General features: G+C 70.2%; 20 protein-coding genes. 10 read left to right on the forward strand and 10 right to left on the reverse strand.

Going from position 1 to position 15528, the window contains the following annotated elements:
• Positions 1–60 precede the first annotated feature (60 nt).
• Positions 61–1077 carry a serine hydrolase gene (locus ASC79_RS13390; RefSeq protein WP_156378264.1) on the forward strand — a complete coding sequence of 339 codons (1017 nt, stop codon included), beginning with the start codon at positions 61–63 and terminating at the stop codon, positions 1075–1077.
• Positions 1074–1898, forward strand: coding sequence for a PIG-L deacetylase family protein (locus tag ASC79_RS13395; protein WP_082532106.1), 825 nt, complete (start codon positions 1074–1076; stop codon positions 1896–1898). Before ASC79_RS13390 ends, ASC79_RS13395 begins: the two co-directional genes overlap by 4 nt.
• Here the strand turns inward: ASC79_RS13395 and ASC79_RS13400 are convergent.
• The 3 genes from ASC79_RS13400 to ASC79_RS13410 are packed head-to-tail and all read right to left on the reverse strand — an operon-like array spanning position 1895 to position 5186.
• A complete protein-coding gene (locus ASC79_RS13400; protein WP_056017122.1) occupies positions 1895–3634 on the reverse strand; it encodes an amylo-alpha-1,6-glucosidase in 1740 nt (579 codons plus the stop codon). The two genes, ASC79_RS13395 and ASC79_RS13400, sit on opposite strands and share 4 nt — an antisense overlap.
• Before the next feature lie 59 nt (positions 3635–3693).
• On the reverse strand, positions 3694–4194 hold the full coding sequence (gene gloA, locus ASC79_RS13405; RefSeq protein ID WP_056017125.1) for a lactoylglutathione lyase: 501 nt from the start codon (positions 4192–4194) through the stop codon (positions 3694–3696).
• 2 nt (positions 4195–4196) lie between these two features.
• Positions 4197–5186, reverse strand: a complete 990-nt coding sequence (locus ASC79_RS13410; protein ID WP_056017128.1) for a YafY family protein — start codon at positions 5184–5186, stop codon at positions 4197–4199.
• A gap of 85 nt (positions 5187–5271) precedes the next feature.
• Here ASC79_RS13410 and ASC79_RS13415 point away from each other — a divergent pair, with 85 nt between their 5' ends.
• Positions 5272–5655: a hypothetical protein gene (locus tag ASC79_RS13415; protein WP_056017131.1), complete on the forward strand. Its 384-nt coding sequence runs from the start codon at positions 5272–5274 to the stop codon at positions 5653–5655.
• Here ASC79_RS13415 and ASC79_RS13420 read toward each other — a convergent pair.
• Positions 5652–6587 carry a nitronate monooxygenase family protein gene (locus ASC79_RS13420; RefSeq protein ID WP_056017134.1) on the reverse strand — a complete coding sequence of 312 codons (936 nt, stop codon included), beginning with the start codon at positions 6585–6587 and terminating at the stop codon, positions 5652–5654. The genes ASC79_RS13415 and ASC79_RS13420 overlap by 4 nt on opposite strands.
• 154 nt (positions 6588–6741) lie before the next feature.
• Between ASC79_RS13420 and ASC79_RS13425 the strand changes: the two genes are divergently transcribed.
• Positions 6742–7254 carry a hypothetical protein gene (locus ASC79_RS13425; protein WP_056017137.1) on the forward strand — a complete coding sequence of 171 codons (513 nt, stop codon included), beginning with the start codon at positions 6742–6744 and terminating at the stop codon, positions 7252–7254.
• Positions 7254–7892: a VOC family protein gene (locus ASC79_RS13430; RefSeq protein WP_056017141.1), complete on the forward strand. Its 639-nt coding sequence runs from the start codon at positions 7254–7256 to the stop codon at positions 7890–7892. Before ASC79_RS13425 ends, ASC79_RS13430 begins: the two co-directional genes overlap by 1 nt.
• On the opposite strand, the gene ASC79_RS13435 is transcribed toward ASC79_RS13430, so the two are convergent.
• Positions 7877–8125: a DUF333 domain-containing protein gene (locus ASC79_RS13435; protein WP_056017144.1), complete on the reverse strand. Its 249-nt coding sequence runs from the start codon at positions 8123–8125 to the stop codon at positions 7877–7879. The genes ASC79_RS13430 and ASC79_RS13435 overlap by 16 nt on opposite strands.
• 142 nt (positions 8126–8267) lie before the next feature.
• Between ASC79_RS13435 and ASC79_RS13440 the strand changes: the two genes are divergently transcribed.
• Entirely contained in the window at positions 8268–9326 is a 1059-nt protein-coding gene (locus ASC79_RS13440) for a class I SAM-dependent methyltransferase (RefSeq protein ID WP_200937187.1), read from the forward strand.
• A 1-nt stretch (position 9327) separates the two neighbouring features.
• Here the strand turns inward: ASC79_RS13440 and ASC79_RS13445 are convergent, their stop codons facing one another.
• Entirely contained in the window at positions 9328–10656 is a 1329-nt protein-coding gene (locus ASC79_RS13445; protein ID WP_056017147.1) for an SLC13 family permease, read from the reverse strand.
• 91 nt (positions 10657–10747) lie between these two features.
• Here ASC79_RS13445 and ASC79_RS13450 point away from each other — a divergent pair, with 91 nt between their 5' ends.
• The 4 genes from ASC79_RS13450 (at position 10748) to ASC79_RS13465 (ending at position 12577) form a co-directional block, all read left to right on the forward strand.
• Positions 10748–11581 carry a hypothetical protein gene (locus tag ASC79_RS13450; protein ID WP_156378265.1) on the forward strand — a complete coding sequence of 278 codons (834 nt, stop codon included), beginning with the start codon at positions 10748–10750 and terminating at the stop codon, positions 11579–11581.
• Between the two features lie 46 nt (positions 11582–11627).
• Positions 11628–11942, forward strand: coding sequence for a GNAT family N-acetyltransferase (locus tag ASC79_RS13455; protein WP_056017153.1), 315 nt, complete (start codon positions 11628–11630; stop codon positions 11940–11942).
• Complete coding sequence (locus ASC79_RS13460) at positions 11939–12235, forward strand: GNAT family N-acetyltransferase (RefSeq protein WP_056017156.1); 297 nt, start codon at positions 11939–11941, stop codon at positions 12233–12235. The genes ASC79_RS13455 and ASC79_RS13460 overlap by 4 nt, the downstream gene beginning before the upstream one ends.
• Positions 12236–12367: 132 nt before the next feature.
• Positions 12368–12577, forward strand: coding sequence for a hypothetical protein (locus ASC79_RS13465; RefSeq protein ID WP_056106281.1), 210 nt, complete (start codon positions 12368–12370; stop codon positions 12575–12577).
• On the opposite strand, the gene ASC79_RS13470 is transcribed toward ASC79_RS13465, so the two are convergent.
• The 4 genes from ASC79_RS13470 to ASC79_RS13485 all read right to left on the reverse strand — a co-directional run bounded on the left by ASC79_RS13470 (position 12574) and on the right by ASC79_RS13485 (position 15527).
• Positions 12574–13185, reverse strand: a complete 612-nt coding sequence (locus ASC79_RS13470; protein ID WP_056017163.1) for a PEPxxWA-CTERM sorting domain-containing protein — start codon at positions 13183–13185, stop codon at positions 12574–12576. The two genes, ASC79_RS13465 and ASC79_RS13470, sit on opposite strands and share 4 nt — an antisense overlap.
• A gap of 121 nt (positions 13186–13306) precedes the next feature.
• Positions 13307–13603, reverse strand: a complete 297-nt coding sequence (locus ASC79_RS13475) for a UBP-type zinc finger domain-containing protein (protein WP_056017166.1) — start codon at positions 13601–13603, stop codon at positions 13307–13309.
• Complete coding sequence (locus tag ASC79_RS13480) at positions 13600–14400, reverse strand: hypothetical protein (protein WP_056017169.1); 801 nt, start codon at positions 14398–14400, stop codon at positions 13600–13602. Before ASC79_RS13480 ends, ASC79_RS13475 begins: the two co-directional genes overlap by 4 nt.
• A 50-nt stretch (positions 14401–14450) precedes the next feature.
• Positions 14451–15527 (reverse strand): acyl-CoA dehydrogenase family protein, encoded by a 1077-nt coding sequence (locus ASC79_RS13485; RefSeq protein WP_056017172.1) that lies wholly within the window; start codon positions 15525–15527, stop codon positions 14451–14453.
• Position 15528: the final 1 nt, after the last annotated feature.

The raw sequence follows: 15528 nt of genomic DNA on the forward strand, positions 1-15528 counted from the left end.
GCGGCCGTTCAGCGAACGGTGTTGGTAATGCGGGTTCCGTTCTCCAGCGAGCCCCGCCGCATGACCCTTGCCCCCCTGCCCGCCCAGCCCGCCGCCGTTCCCTGGCCGACCCAGGCCTGGCCGACCGGCGACCTGCCTGCGTCGCTGCAGGACGAGCGATTCAAGGCGCTGCTGGGCGAAGCGTTCGAAGGCGACAGCGTCGGCGAGACCCATGCGCTGGCCATCGTCCAGGGCGGCAAGCTGATCTTCGAGCGCTATGGCGAGGGGCACGGCCCCGACGCCACCTATCCGTCGTGGTCGAAGGCCAAGAGCATCACCCAGGCGCTGGTCGGGATGCTGGTGCTGGACGGCAAGCTGGACATCCATGCCCCGGCAAAGGTCCCGGAGTGGAGCGCCGAGGGCGACCCGCGCGCGGCCATCACGCTGGACCAGCTGCTGCGCATGTCGAGCGGTCTGAAGTTCGTCGAGGACTATGTGCCGGGCAGCGTCTCGGACGTGATCGAGATGCTGTTCCAGTCCGGCAAGGGCGACGTCGCGCACTATGCGGCCAGTCTGCCGCTGGAACATGCGCCGGGCAGCTTCTGGTCCTATGCCAGCGGGACCAGCAACATCGTGGCCCGCGCCGCGGGCGATGCGTCCGGAGACCTGAAGACGTTCATGCAGGAGCGACTGTTCGCGCCGCTCGGCATGAAGACCCCAATCCCGAAGTTCGACGCCGCTGGCACCTTCATCGGCTCGTCGTTCTGCTACGCCAGCGCCCGCGACTTTGCGCGCTTCGGCCTGCTCTATCTGCGCGACGGCGTCTGGGAAGACCGGCGGCTGCTGCCCGAGGGCTGGGTCGACTACGCCCGCACGCCGACCTTCCAGCAGCCAGGCGCGAGCGAGCTGGGCTATGGCGCCCACTGGTGGCTGGGCATCGCCGGCGAGGGCTCGTTCTCGGCCAACGGCTATGACGGCCAGTTCACGGTGCTGGTCCCCGAGCTCGACCTGATCCTGGTGCGGCACGGGGCGACGCCGCTGGACAAGAAGGACGCGCTGGCGGCGTGGGTCGGCCAGACGGTGGACTGCTTCCGATGATGTGGCTGCTGCCGGTCCTGGCGGCGGCGAAGGGCGGAGCCACGTTCTGGCTCGCCCGCAAGAAACTGAATGACGACGACGTGCCGGTGGCCCGCGACCTGTTTGCCGCCGGTGCGCCGCGCAAGGCGATGGCGATCTGGGCCCACCCCGACGATGAGATCACCTGCGCCGGCGCCCTGGCCGGCATGGCGCACGGCGGCGCCGAGCTGACCCTGGTCTACCTGACCGCCGGAGAAGCGGCCAAGGACACCGGTTATTCGCGCGATGAGCTGGCGCGCGTACGCCGGGCCGAAGCCCAGGCGGCGGGAGAGCACCTGGGCGCGGCGCATGTCGAGGTGCTGGCTTTTCCGGACGGCGGGCTGCCGCGCAGCGATGGCGGCGCGGCGAAGGCGGCGATCGCGGGCCTGATCGAACGCTTCCAGCCCAGCCTGGTGGTCAGCTTCGACGAGAAGGTCGGCTTCTATGGCCATCCTGACCACATCCAGACCGGACGCTGGGTGCGCGAGGTGATCGAGCAAGGCGCGCCGTCGGTGCGGCGGCTGTACCAGGCGACCCTGCCCAAGGCGATGATCGCCCTGGCGATGAAGCTGGTGAGCGCCTTTCGCGACAACTATCCGCAGGTGCCCGAGGATGGATTGCCGGCGCCGAGCGTGGCGGTGAACATCGTGGCGCACGGGCGGCGCAAGCGGCGGCTGCTGGACGTCCACGCCTCGCAGGCCAAGGTCATCGCCGACGTGCAGCCCTATGCCGACCGCGTGCCGCACTGGCTGTACTATCGGCTGTTCGACCGGGAGTACTTCACGCTGGCGATCGATCGCTAGTCGGGGTCGCCCCTCAGCACGACGTCCTTGTATTTCAGCGCCGCGGCCGCGGGCATGGCCGACCAGCCCTGCAGCAGCGAGCCGCGGCCCCAGGGCGGAGCGAAGTACTCGACCGCGCCCATCCAGCCCTGCTCCAGGCAGGTCTCCCACCAGCGCAGCATCGGATAGCGCCAGCCCGGCAGGCCGCGGCGCAGGCGCTCCTCGGCGTACATGCCCGACAGCCACGGCCAGTCCGAGCCGTTGTGATAGCGATAGGCGAAGGCCGATTTCGAGCGGGTGTCGCCCTTGTGGCGGTAGGGCGGGAAGCAGCACATCACGCCCCAGTCGCCGAAGGTCTGGACGTCGTTGTGCCGGCTTTCCAGCTTCTGGCGCACGGCTTCCAGCACCTGCTCGGCGCGCTGCGGGGATACGGCGTCGTGGCGCAGCAGGGTCAGGCTGTCGAGCGTGAGATGGTCCTCGAGGACCGGCTCGACGTCCTCCAGACCCGGCGGCGCATGATAGTCGGCGTACCAGCCGCGCTCCCCCCACAGCGACGCCTCGATGGCCACTCGGGTGGATGCGGCCAGCTCTCGCGCCTGCGCGGCCAGAGGCGCGTCGAGGCGTTCGCCCAGCGCGCCGACGCCGTCGAGCGCGCCGACCCAGAGGCCAAGGTCGTAGGCGACGAAGCCGCCGCGATAGACGTTGTCGGCCCAGTCGCGGTCATGCCGCGGCTTCACCGGCAACCCCTGCTCGCTGAAGCCGCGGTAGCGTTCAAAGATCGCCTTGATCAGCGGCCAGTGGCGCTCGGCCGGTTCGATGTCGCCGGTGACCCGAGCGTAGTCGGCGATGGCCAGGATGAAGAACAGCGGCGAGTCGAAGTGGTCGCTCCACCAGTCGTTCGAGCGGGTGTGGATCCAGTCGAGGCCGAACACCGTGGTGCGCAGTTCCTCCCAGGCCTTGGCCTGTTCGGGACCGGAGACGATGACCCCGCTGGGCGCCTCGCCGTCGGCCTGCACGCCCGAGGCCAGCATCTCGATCTCTTCGTGGACCATGGCCGGCGCGGCTTCCAGCAGCAGCTGCAGCGTCCAGTAGCCGTCGCGGTAGTAGGTCCGCGCCGGCGCGGAGTAGTGCAGCCCGGCGGCCAGGCCGTCGAAGCGGCCGCGCTCGTCGCGCCGCACGCTGGAGAGCGCGGCATGGGTCCCCTGGATGACCATGCTGCGCAGCATGGGGTCGGCCTCCGGCAGCCGGTCGCAGTGGGCGGCGTGGGCCCGCGCCTCGCCCACGATCGTGTCGACGGAGAAGCGCAGCGCGCGCTCGGCCTCGGCGATGTCGGCGCCGGCGGCGATCAACAGGTCCTCGCCGCGCTGCTCGATCAGGACGCTCGCCCAGGGCAGGACGATGCGCCGGCGGGTCTTCTCGCGGCGGACCGGCGTCTTGGGGTGCTTGGTGCGGTCCCAGGAGGCGCAGCGCCGGGCCGGCGTGAACCCACGGTAGGTCGCGCCGCAGATCACCATGACCGGCGCCTCCTGCGCGGCGTAGATCCCGCCGCCGGGCGCCGTCAGCAGGTTGGGCCCGTAGACATACGGGCCGGCCAGCGGGGTGAAGCGGATACGCCCCAGGTCGCCCTCGCCCCACAGCGCCAGCTCGCCGAAGCCCGCCGCCGACAGCTCGCCCTGAAGACGCGGCGCCATCATCGGCAGCAGAACCGGCGTCGTGCTCTCGACCATGCCGTCGGCGCGAGGGGTCAGGACAGGCATCGGCGGCTCCCGCGGCTGGCCATTGTGCAGGCCCTAGGGAAGAACGCAGAAGGGCGCAGTTAGCTCGCCCGCACCGCGGTGATCAGGCCGCGAAGGTTCGCCCCGGAGAAGATCTCGATCCAGTAGCCGTCGGGATCCTTGATGAAGGCGATGCCCTTCATGGCGCCGTCGTTCGGGCGCTTGACGAACTCGGCGCCGAGTTCCTCGAACCGTGCGCAGGCGGCGGTCACGTCGGGCACGGACACCCCGATATGGCCAAAGCCGCGCGGCTCGCTGTTGCCGTTGTGATAGGCGAACTCGGCGTCGTCCTCGGTGCCCCAGTTGTGGGTGAACTCCAGCAGCGCCGGCTGCTCGAACACCCACTTCACGCGGTCGGCCGGATCGGCCGGGATCTCGCCGCCGGGATAGCCCATGAAGTAGAGCGAGAACTTCCCGGCCTCGAAGTCGTAGCGGTCGAGCAGCGTCATCCCCAGGACGTCGCGGTAGAAGGGCACGGTCTTCTCCGGGTCCTTGATGCGCAGCATGGTCTGGTTCAGCACGAAGCCGTCGGTGGCGCTCATCGTCAGGTGTCCTTCAGCCCGTGGGCCCTGGCCGCGATGGCCAGTTCCTCACGCATGACGCTCCTTAGCCGCTGGGGAGCGATGATTTCCACCTTGTCGCCCCAGGTGAACAGGTGCCAGGCCAGCTCGCGCATGCCGGCGGCGGTGAAGCGCACCAGCACCGAGCCGCCGTCCTGGGGTTCGATCGACTGGGTCGGGTGGAAGCGCCAGCCCAGCGCTTCCTCGGCGCCGTGGGGCAGGATCCGCAGCACCACGTCCTCGACCTCGTCCTGGTAGATGCCGAAGCTGCGGTTGATGAACGCCTGCAGCGAGAAGCCGGCGGGGCGCGAGCCGGCGGTCTCGGACACCTCGATGTCGCGGATGCGGTCCAGGCGCCAGGTGCGCGGCTCGGGCGAATCTCCCTCGCCGCCGACCAGGTAGTTGGAGCGGCCGAACAGCAGGCCGAAGGGCGTGATCTCGCGCACCCGGCCGGGCGAGGAGCCGCCCTCGTAGCGCAGCCGCAGACGGCGCAGCGACTTGATCGCCTCGCGCACGGCGCCCAGCACCTCCTCGTCCTCGAAGGGGCGCGGGCCGGCGTGGATGGCCATGGTCTCGGCCTCCAGCAGGGCCTCGAGATCGGGCGCTAGCTTGCGGCGGGCGCCGGCGCGGATCGCCGAGAGCACCTTCTGCTCCAGCGACAGCAGCGCCCCGGCCCGGTTGCGCGCGCCGGCCGCCTTGAACTGCTCGGCCGCCGCGCGGAGGGCCGCGAACTCGTCGGCGCTGGGGGCCTGGAAGATGCCGTCCAAACCTGCCGGTATCCGGAAGCGGCGGGTCGGCGGATCCTCGACCTCCTCCATCTGGGGGAAGGCCTCGCGCACCGCGTCGCGCATGCGCTCGGCCGTGCGGCGGCCGACGCCGAGGCGGTCGGCCATTTCGTCCAGGGTCAGGCCCTCGGCGGACGAGGCCAGCATCCGGGCCAGATCCAGCAGGCGCGCGGCCTTCTCATGGCGCATGAGAACTTTTCCAGAACAAATGTACGTCCGATTCTGACGCATCGGCACTTTAACAAGAACCTGCCGAGAGGAAAGGACCTTCCCGATGCCCGCCGCCGCCCGAGTGACCCCGTTCCGCCGTTCCTACGCCGACCCGCTGTTCCTGTTCGAGGCCCGCCGCCCGCTGGTTCCGGCCAGCGCCGACATGATCGACCAGGTGATCACCCACGCCGACGTGGCCGTGCGCCAGTCGGGCGGCCGCCTGAAGCTGCGCCTCACGGCAGGCATGATCGAGCAGCTGCAGCATGAGGGCAAGTTGGGCGAGGACGCCCATCGCCTGGCCGACCTGACGGTGATCTGGGACGAGATCGAGGGCCAGGTCCACACCGTCCGCGACGACGCCCGCCTGCGCGACGCCGCCGACCGCTGGGCCGACTGGGACGCGCTGTTCGACGAGGAAAGCTTTCGCCCGGTGAGCGCGGCGGCCTAGCCCCAGCGCTGGCCCATCGTCTTCACCGTCGCCTCGAACTCGGCGATGGTCTCGGCGATGACCTGGGCTACCGGCTTGACCGCGTCGATGCGGCCGGCGACCTGGCCGGTCAGCGGTATCGACTTCTCGAGGTCGCCGCCGAAGTACATCTCCTTGGCATGGGCGAACTCGCTCATCACGCCCTCGCCGCCCTCGCGCTCATAGGTTCCGGTCTTCTCGGTGCGCAGGGCGCGCAGGGCCGGGCCCGGGCCGAAGCGGTTGAGGAAGACGGTGTCGGTCTCCTTGGCCGCGACGATGGCGTCCTTCCAGTTCTGGTGCACGGGGCTCTCGGCGGCCGAGACCATGCGGGTGCCCATCTGGACGCCTTCCGCGCCGAGCGCGAAGGCCGCGGCCATCGAGCGGCCGTCGGTCACCCCGCCCGCAGCGATCACCGGCACGTTCACCTTCGAGCAGACCAGCGGCAGCAGGACCATGGTGGAGACGTCCCGCGCGTTCTTGAACCCGCCGCCCTCGCCGCCCTCGACGACCAGACCGTCGACGCCCGCCTCGATCGCCTTGAGCGCCGCGCCCAGCGACGGCACCACGTGGAAGACGGTCAGGCCGGCCTCCTTCAGGGCCGAGCAGTACTTGTTGGGGTCGCCGGCGGAGGTGGTGACGAACTTCACGCCCTGATCGACCACGAAGGAGACGATGTCCGGATCGCGGACGAAAGCCTGGGCGATGTTGACCCCGAACGGCTTGTCGGTGAGCTGGCGCATCTTCCTGATCTCCTCGCGCACGGCGTCGAGCTCGCCGGACGAGGTTTCGATGATCCCGAGACCGCCGGCGTTGGACACCGCCGACGCGAGCTGCGAGCGGGCGATCCAGCCCATCGGCGCCTGGACGATGGGGTACTGAACCCCGAGCATCTCGGTGATGCGGGTCTTGATCATCGCAGCGCCTCCCAAACGCTTGTTTGAACCATTGGGGGACGGCGGGACGGCGGCGTCAAGCGACCCAGAGAGGGAAATGCGTACGGCCGCAAAATGAATGTTGCGAGTCATTCTCACTAGCAATACGGTCATGGAAGTCCAAGGAGCCAACCCCATGCCCCAGCACGCTCACCGGCCGGACGACCACGCCCGCCTCTGCGACCTGTCCCAAGGCGAGCACATGCTGCTCTGGGCGTTCCGCGCCGCGGCGTTCGGCGCGGGCGACTGCCATCTGGTGCGCCGCCAGTTCGAGGAGACCTGCGGCCCGCTGGGGCTCGAGGCCCTCACCGCCCTGACCGTCTTCGTCCGCGAGCTGGGCGTCTCCGGCCGACGCAAGATCACCCTCGCCGCGCCCGGCTCGTATCGCCTCACCCGCGACGAGCAGTCCGTCCTGGCCCTGTTCGCCGCCGCCCAGGCCGAAGACTATCCGCGGCTGGACGCGCACCTCGCCTGGCTGCTGGCCGACGCGCCGCGCGCGCCGTTCCCGGCCGCCGCCTGCCTGGTCGCCCAGGCCCTGTCGATGAACGGCTACGTGCTGCGGCTGCCGACCATGGAGGCCGCGCGCGCGCCCGAAGCCGACGAAACGCTGCAACAGAACGTCCTGGCCTTCCGGCGGCGCGCCTCTTGATGACCAGCCTCGATCATCTGGTCTGGGCCGCACCCGACCTGGACCGCGCGATCAAGGACCTGGAGACCCGCACCGGCGCCAAGGCCACGCCTGGCGGCGCGCATCCGGGCGGCGGCACCCGCAACGCCGTACTGGGCCTGGGCGCGCGCAGCTATCTCGAGATCCTCGCGCCCGACCCGGCCCAGGCGACGCAGCCCGGCGCGTCGGCCAGCCTGGCCTCGCTGCCCGCCCCCACCCTGCACACCTTCGCCGTCGCCACGAGCCGTCTCGACCGCGTGGCCGCCAATCTTGAAAAGGCCGGCCTGCCGCACGCCGGCGTCATTCCGATGTCGCGCCGCCTGCCGACGGGCCGCCTTGTCCGCTGGCGGCTGCTGATCCCCACGGGTCACGCCTATGGCCCGTTGGCGCCGTTCTTCATCGACTGGGGCGACAGTCCTCATCCGGCCGAGGACGCGGACCAGGATTGCCGCCTGACGAGCCTGACCCTGCGCCATCCGGAGGCCTGGAGCCTTGGCCCGCTGCTGGAGCGACTGGGCGTCGAGGTGGAGGTGAAGGCTGGGCCGGCGGAGATCAGCGCCGAGCTCGACACGCCTCGCGGGCGGGTGCGCCTGTCGTCGCGCGATCACGTCGCCGGCTGACAGACCTTGTCGCGATAGAGCGCCCACTCCTCGCAGACCTTGCCGTCCGGCAGCTTGCAGACGCCGTACTGGCCGCCCGGACCACTGCGGATCTCGCTGACGCCGCCCAGCGCGCCGCAGTGCGCCGAAGCCGGATTGGCCATGCCGACGGCCTGGCCCGGCGGGGCGCTCGACGGCGCCTGCGCGCACGCCCCTAGCAGCGCCAGCGACGCCCATGTCAAAGCTCGCAGCATGGTCTCGGCTCCTCTGTCGCGACCAGTCTGGGCCCCTCCGCAATCAGGACGCGACCGGCGCACGGCCTGATGTCTACAAACCCGCGCCGCACAGTGACAGAACATCGTCATCCGAACGCACGCCCGACCAAAGGAGGGCCAGGTGCAAGTCGATCAATCCAAACTGGAAGCATTCCAAGGCAAGATGCTCGGCGACATGGGCGCGGCCGTCTCTGCGGCGCTGGTGATCCTCGGCGACAGGCTGGGGCTCTACAAGGCCATGGCGCAGGGCGGACCGATGACGTCGCTGCAGCTCGCCTCGGCGACCGGCACCACCGAGCGGTATGTCCGCGAGTGGCTCGCCGCCCAGGCGGCCGCGGGCTATGTCGACTACGACCCCGTGAAGTCCGAGTTCTCGCTGACGCCCGAGCAGGCGATGGTGTTCGCCGACGAGGGCGGCCCGGCCTTCATGGCCGGCGGCTTCGAGCTGCTGGCGTCGATGTTCCGTGACGAGCCCAAGGTCGCCGCGGTGTTCAAGAGCGGCAAGGGCCTAGGCTGGCACGAGCACGATGTCTGCCTGTTCCGCGGCACCGAGCGGTTCTTCCGGCCGGGCTACAACGCCCACCTCACGACCGAGTGGATTCCGGCGCTGGACGGCATGGAAGGGCGGCTGAAAGCCGGGGCGCGGGTGGCGGACGTCGGCTGCGGCCACGGCGCCTCGACCGTGCTGATGGCCAAGACCTATCCGAACTCGAAGTTCTACGGCTTCGACTATCACGGCCCGTCGATCGATCGGGCGCGAGAGGCGGCCAAGGAAGCCGGGGTCGAGGACCGGGTGACGTTCGAAGTCGCCTCGGCCAAGGACTTCAACGGCGGCGCCTACGACATGATCGCCATCTTCGACGCCCTGCACGACATGGGCGATCCGGTCGGCGCGGCCAAGCACATCCGCGAGAGCCTGGCCCCCGACGGCAGCTGGCTGCTGGTCGAGCCGTTCGCCAACGACGACCTGTCCGACAACCTCAACCCGTTCGGCCGGATCTTCTATTCGGCCTCGACGATGATCTGCACCCCGGCCTCGCTCAGCCAGGAGGTGGGGCTCGGGCTCGGCGCCCAGGCCGGCGAGAAGCGGCTGCGGCAGGTGGCTGAGGACGCCGGCTTCACCCACTTCAAGCGGGCGACCGAAACGCCGTTCAATCTGGTGTTCGACGTGCGGCCGTAGATCAGAACGGGAAGAACACCGGGATCGCGATCATCGCCGCGACCCAGGTGACGAGATTGAGCGGCACGCCGACACGGACGAAGTCCATGTAGCTGTAGTTACCCATCTGGAAGACAAGGACGTTGGTCTGATAGCCGAAGGGCGTCGCGAAGGCGGCGCTGGCGGCCATCATCACCGCCACCAGGAAGGGCCGCGGATCGACGCCCAGGCTCTCGGCCAGGGCGACGGCGATCGGCGTCACAAGCACGGCGACGGCGGCGTTCGAGAGGAACTCGGTGGCGACGAGGGTGACGCCATAGAGGATGATCAGCGCCGCCAGCGGGCCGAACGGCCGGATGAAGCCGATCAGGATCTCACTGCCCATGGCCGCGAGGCCCGTGACCTCGATCGAGAGCCCGACCACCACCATGCCGGCGATGAGCAGCAGCACGTCGGGCCGCAGCCCGGCATAGGCCTCGTCGGGACTGATCACCCGCAGCAGGATCAGGGACACCGCGCCGGCGAAGGCCGCCGCCGAGATCGGCGCGGCCCCGAAGGCGGCGGCGACGACCACGGCGACGAACACCGCCAGGGAGGTAAGGGCCTTTCCCAACTGCAGCGGCCGGTCGGCGGCGCTGAACAGCGCCACGTCGCCGAGCACCGCGTCGCCGGCCCCGCCCTCATGCCCCCGCGCCTCGCCCAGCGGGATGGGGACGGATCTGTCGGCGATCACCGCGTCGCCCTTGGGCAGAAAGCGCACGCCGAAGACATAGAGATAGGCCGCCCCCGCCAGGGCCACACACAGGCCGACGGGCGTAATCTCGAACAGGCCGAAGGTCGGCTGGCCGGCGTTGCGGGCCATGTCGTTGACGAGCAGGTTGGTCGAGGTGCCGATCAGGGTCAGCAGGCCGCCCATCACCGTCACGTAGCTGAGCGGCATCAGGAAGCGCTTCGGCGACAGGCCGATCGAGGCCGCGACATCGCGGATCACCGGCGCGGCCAGCACCACGATAGGGGTGTTGTTGAGGAAGCCGCCGACCGTGCCGCAGAAGCCGATCACCAACCAAAGGCCCTTTTCGCCCAGGCGCGCGCACATCTTCGACGCCTGGCGGATCATGAGGCCAAGCAGGCCCGATAGCTCGATGGCGTAGGCGATGACGAACAGGGAGGCGAGCGCGATGACCGCCGGGCTGGCGAACGCCCCCTGCACCTCCACCGGCCGGATCACGCCCAGCAGCAACAGCGCCGCCGCCGCCGTGAGAGCGGCGACGTCGGACCTGATCCGCCCATGGATCAACACGCCGACCACGGCGACTAAGACCACGAGGGCGGCGATCTGATCGAAGTTCATCGGCGCGGGGCGGCCTTCTTGACGTTCACGCCAAGGTTCTTGGAACGTAGCCGTGCGCCCTGCTAGTCTTCGCCCCATGCCTCCCGCAGATGTGAACTCAACGCGCCGGAGATGGGCGCGTTTTTGCGCCGTCCTGTCCCTGCCCTGCCTGCTTCTGGCCTGCGGTCCCAAGGAGACCGCGCCCCCGGCCCCGCCGCCGAAGATCGCACCGCCCGCGCCCGAGCCTCCGAAGGTCATCGCACCGCCGCCGGCGCTGAGCCGCGCGGACCTGCTGGCCGCGGCCGGCGCCGCCGCGTCGGCCTATGCGTCCGGGGCCGCGCCGGAAGGTCCCGATCCCCTCGCGGGGCGCAGCTTCACGATCCGCACCCCCTTCGGCTGCGCGGCCTCGGCCAGCGAGGCGGGGCCCGGCCTGGCCGGCGCCGCGCTGCGGGCCAAGAGCAAGACCGTGGAACTGAGCCTGACGCCCGCCGACTGGGCCGCCTCGCCGCTGGCCGCCGAGGCGGTCGAGGCCAAGCTGTGGGACGCGGTCGAAGGCTACTGGATCGACCGCCCCTGGCTGCAGTCCGAGGCCTGCCCGCAGGGTTCGGCCCCCGCGGAGGACGTCCCCGTTCCCACACCGAGCCCGCAGACGGTCGGCCTAGCCGCGGTGTTCGAACCGGAAGGGTCGCGCTTTGGCCGCCGCAACGGCCGCGCCTACAGCTTCACGGCCCGGGGCGAGCGCGAGGCGCCGCCGATCCCGCCCGCCAAGGGCTATCGCCTTGTACTCGAGGGCCGGTTCGCGGCGTTCCCCGACGGCCGCGCCATTCGCTGCCGCGCCGACAGCCCTGACCAGCGGCCAGTCTGCATCGCGGCCGCGCAGCTCGATCGGGTGGCGTTCGAGGACGCCGACACCGGAGCGCAGATCAGCGAGTGGCGGAAGGACTGAGAGCGCCCTAGATTTCAGGTCCCAGCCGCCACGACAAGGAACCCCGATGGCCGAAGCGAACGACCTGCCCGAAGTGGTGCGCACCGACAAGCGCTTCGAGATCCACGCCGGCGACCACGTGGCCTTCGCCGAGTACCGGCTGAAGGACGACAGCGTGATCTTCCCGCACACCGTCGTGCCGGAGGCCTTCGCCGGCCAGGGGGTCGGCAAGCGCCTGGTCGAGGCCGGGCTGCAGTTCGCCCGCGAGCAGAAGCTGTGGGTGCGTCCGCACTGCCCGTTCTTCCACGCCTACATCTCCAAGCGCCCAGAGCTGCACGAGATGGTGCACCCCGACGAGCGCCCCGGCCTGGCGAAGGCATGAGCCAGGTCGTCCGCACGCCGCAGCGGTTCGAAATCGCGCTGGACGGCGGCGAGGTCGCCTTCGCCGACTACCGCGTCGAAGGCGACAGCATCGTGTTTCCGCACACGGTCACGCCGCGGGCCTTCGAGGGCCAGGGCCTGGCCTCGCAGCTGGCCAGGGCCGCCCTCGCCTATGCCCGCGAGCAGGGCCTGAAGGTGCGGCCGCACTGCGCCTTCTTCCGGGCCTATATCGGTAAGCATCCAGAGCATCAGGATCTCGTGCATCGAGACGAGCGAGCGTCGCAGTCACGCTAACGTCACGCGGCTTAGCCCCCGGACAGGCGTAGGATGCGCCATCGTCGATTGAGGGGCTTCCCGGCGTTCGACGACTGGAAGTCATGGGCCTTGCCGCCCACACGCTCCCGCCAAATCGGAAGGGAGTACCTCGTGCCTCTCTACACGATCTATCCCACCAAACCGGACGGCGTCGCCGCGACCTTCGAAGCGATGAGTTGTCCAACGGACAAGATCGCAATCGCCGAGGCGTTGTTGCTGCTCAGCGAGCACCCCACCGCCTCCCACGTGGTCGTCTGGCAAGGCCTGCGCAAAGTGGTCAGCTGCGGACGGGTGGCTGAACCCGACCCGTGGCTGGCCTAGTTTGCCGGGCTTAGCCGGCCCGCGCGCTGGCGCCGGAGCGCGGCGCCCAGCACGCCGAAGCCAAGGATCATCCCGACCCAGGTCGACGGCTCGGGTATCGGCGTCAGGCGCGTGACCGTGAAGCTGTAGTCGAAGGGGCGCCCCAACTCCTCGTCGCGCACGAAGACGCCGAAGAACGGGTTGTCCGACTTGACCTCCTCATACAGCAGCGTGCCGATCGGGATCCCGTAGACCTCGTAGGCCGGGCCGGAGTCAAAGTAGGTGGTCGTCGCCGGCGGCACGAGGAAGGTCCACGAAAACGCCAGCCCATTCGCGCTCGCGCTGTCCTCGATCGGCGAACTGTTGCCCTCGATGAATTCGCTGTGCGGGCGCGGCGCCGGCGCCCGGAAGATGTCCCAGTGCTCCTCGTACGAAGCCAGGAACTCGAAGGAGACCGGGATCGAGCTTGTCGCGTCGAACCGGTAGTTCCCGCCGCCGGGAAGCCCCACGCCGAAGAGATCGAAAACGGACGTGGTCCCAGACTGCTGGAACACCACGACGTCGGCGCCGGCCTGTCCCGCCGCGCCCAGCGCGACGGCGAATGCTGCGCCTGCAATAGCTCGCTTCATGGCCTTGGCCCTCCCTCAAGCGGCTTGCCGAGGAGGCTACGCCCCGCCAGAGCGGTGGTTCAAGCCGAGGCGGATCGACCTAGTGATTCTCCCTATGCGGACCCCTGGGTGGGGCGGCCGCCTAGTACCGCCAGCCGGGAGGGTGCGGCGTGGTCATGCCCTCGAGGTCCAGCATCACCTCGTCGACGTAGCACCAGCCCCAGCCGTCCGGCGGATCGTAGGTCTCCATGATCGGATGGCCCGTCGCCTTGAAGTGCTTGGTGGCGTGGGTGTTGGGAGAGTCGTCGCAGCAGCCGACATGACCGCAATCGCGGCAAAGGCGCAGGTGCACCCAGCCCGAGCCGATCTTCAGGCACTCCTCGCAGCCGTCCGCCGACGGGGTGACGACCTTCAGGTGCGCGCCGTGGGTGCAGGTCATGGGCTGAGCCACTCCGCCAGGTTCTGGAAGTATCGCTCCGCGGCGCGGCGGCCGCGGGGATCGGTGAGGATGCGGTCGGACGGCGCCTCGCTGACGAAGCTCGGGCAGCCGGCGCGCGGATCGAGGTTGTAGTCGGCGAAATGATGGAAGGTGGACTGCGCCACCGCCCGGCCGCCCTCGCCCTCGAACGCCACGATCAGATTGAAGCGCGCGCCGGAGACCGCGCTGACGCCGGTGGCGATCACCCGGGCGCCGGGCGGCGCGCTGATCGCGCCCTCATGCGGATGGGCGGGCAGGAACGGCGTCTCGGCCAACAGCGGGTGGCCCTCGACCTCGGCCTTCACCACCTGGAAGTCGCCGTTGGCGCCAGAATGGTAGTTGGGCCAGTCGATATAGGCCGTATCCTGATCGTCGCGGCAGCAACGCGCCGGATCGGCCTCGGGATTGACCGTGTGGAAGTGATGCGCGCGGCCGAGCGCGCCCAGCGCGCGCACCGAGCTGCCGAGATCCTGATGATCGCGGGTGACCATCACCCCGCCGCCGCGCGCGTGAAAGGCCCTGATGGCCGCGCTTTCCGCGTCGCTCAGCCCGTCGCCGACGTCGACAGCGAGCAGCCACAGCTGGTCGAAGTCGCTGTCAGCGAGATTCAGCAGCACCGGGTCGGCGCCCGGCTGGTGATCGCGCGCCGTCACCGCATGGCCGAGGCCGCGCAGATGCTCGGCCAGCAGCGAGAAGCGGCCGACATGCCAGTCGTCCGGCGTCGGCGGGATCGTGGTCTGGATCAGGATGCGCGCCATGGCCGGGACGCTAGCGCGTCAGGCGTCGCGCGCAAGCCTGCGTCTGACCGTCAGGCCGCGAGCCCCTGAATCTGCGCAGCGATGCGGCGCACCCGCTCAGGCCCGCCCAGCAACTGGCGGTTCAGGCCGATCCGCTTGAACCAGTAGTGCAGGCCGAGCAGGTCGGTGATGCCCATGCCGCCATGCACCTCGGTGGCTGTGCGGGCGATGAACCGTCCGACCTCGGAGGTATGGGCCTTGGCGTGGGCGGCGGTCAGGCTCGCCTCGGCGGGCGCGTCGTCGAAGGCGTACGCCGCGTACCACACCAGCGCCCGGCAGGGCTCCAGCTCGGCCGCCATCTCGGCGCACATGTGCTTCACCGCCTGGAACGAGCCGATCACCCGGCCGAACTGCCGGCGCTCCTTGGCGTAGGCGACGGCCTTCTCGATCATCACTTCGGCCGCGCCCAGCGTATCGGCGGCCAGCAGCGTCCAGGCCGCATCGCGCACGGCGTCCAGTGTGTGGGCCGCCAGGGGCTCGGCCGGAACGCCATCGAAGCGCAGCTCGCCGAGCCGGCGGGTGAGGTCGATGCTGGTGACCACGGAGCGCGTCAGGCCAGGCGCATCGGCGGCGACCAGGTGCAGGCCTCCGGACGTGTCGGCGACCACGAACAGGTCGGCGATCATCGCATCGGTGACGAACAGCGCCCCGCCGGTCAGCTTGCCGCCCGACGCCTTGACACCCATGCCGTCGCGCGCGCCGGCGACGGCTTCGCCGATGGCCAGACCGGCGACGACCTTGCCCGAGGCGATACCGGGCAGCCAGCGGGCCTGCTGCTCGGCGCTCCCGCCGCGGGTCAGGGCGACCGACGCGGCGACCGCGCCAAGGAACGGAGCCGGAGCGACGGCGCGGCCCAGCGCCTCGGCGGCCAGGGCGGCGTCCAGCAGGCCGAGCCCAAGTCCGCCGTGCTCTTCAGGAATGATGACGCCCGGCAGGCCGAAGTCGGCCAGCGCCGCCCAGACGTCGGCGCCGGCCTCGTCGCGGTCGGCGGCGAACCTGCGCACGCGTCCCAGCGGGGCTGCGGCCTCCAGGGTGCGCGCGAGGCTCTCCTGCATCAGCCTCTGGTCGGCGGTGATCGAGAAATCCATC

Source organism: Phenylobacterium sp. Root1290 (assembly GCF_001425305.1).
Lineage (GTDB): Bacteria > Pseudomonadota > Alphaproteobacteria > Caulobacterales > Caulobacteraceae > Phenylobacterium.

Coding starts and splice junctions, on each gene's coding strand:
- ASC79_RS13420 (WP_056017134.1), bottom strand. CDS start 6,587: ATGATCAAGACCCGCATCACCGAGATGCTCGGGGTTCAGTACCCCATC.
- ASC79_RS13425 (WP_056017137.1), top strand. CDS start 6,742: ATGCCCCAGCACGCTCACCGGCCGGACGACCACGCCCGCCTCTGCGAC.
- ASC79_RS13430 (WP_056017141.1), top strand. CDS start 7,254: ATGACCAGCCTCGATCATCTGGTCTGGGCCGCACCCGACCTGGACCGC.
- ASC79_RS13455 (WP_056017153.1), top strand. CDS start 11,628: ATGGCCGAAGCGAACGACCTGCCCGAAGTGGTGCGCACCGACAAGCGC.
- ASC79_RS13410 (WP_056017128.1), bottom strand. CDS start 5,186: ATGCGCCATGAGAAGGCCGCGCGCCTGCTGGATCTGGCCCGGATGCTG.
- gloA (WP_056017125.1), bottom strand. CDS start 4,194: ATGAGCGCCACCGACGGCTTCGTGCTGAACCAGACCATGCTGCGCATC.
- ASC79_RS13390 (WP_156378264.1), top strand. CDS start 61: ATGACCCTTGCCCCCCTGCCCGCCCAGCCCGCCGCCGTTCCCTGGCCG.
- ASC79_RS13445 (WP_056017147.1), bottom strand. CDS start 10,656: ATGAACTTCGATCAGATCGCCGCCCTCGTGGTCTTAGTCGCCGTGGTC.
- ASC79_RS13485 (WP_056017172.1), bottom strand. CDS start 15,527: ATGGATTTCTCGATCACCGCCGACCAGAGGCTGATGCAGGAGAGCCTC.
- ASC79_RS13470 (WP_056017163.1), bottom strand. CDS start 13,185: ATGAAGCGAGCTATTGCAGGCGCAGCATTCGCCGTCGCGCTGGGCGCG.
- ASC79_RS13435 (WP_056017144.1), bottom strand. CDS start 8,125: ATGCTGCGAGCTTTGACATGGGCGTCGCTGGCGCTGCTAGGGGCGTGC.
- ASC79_RS13395 (WP_082532106.1), top strand. CDS start 1,074: ATGATGTGGCTGCTGCCGGTCCTGGCGGCGGCGAAGGGCGGAGCCACG.
- ASC79_RS13400 (WP_056017122.1), bottom strand. CDS start 3,634: ATGCCTGTCCTGACCCCTCGCGCCGACGGCATGGTCGAGAGCACGACG.
- ASC79_RS13475 (WP_056017166.1), bottom strand. CDS start 13,603: ATGACCTGCACCCACGGCGCGCACCTGAAGGTCGTCACCCCGTCGGCG.
- ASC79_RS13480 (WP_056017169.1), bottom strand. CDS start 14,400: ATGGCGCGCATCCTGATCCAGACCACGATCCCGCCGACGCCGGACGAC.
- ASC79_RS13460 (WP_056017156.1), top strand. CDS start 11,939: ATGAGCCAGGTCGTCCGCACGCCGCAGCGGTTCGAAATCGCGCTGGAC.
- ASC79_RS13415 (WP_056017131.1), top strand. CDS start 5,272: ATGCCCGCCGCCGCCCGAGTGACCCCGTTCCGCCGTTCCTACGCCGAC.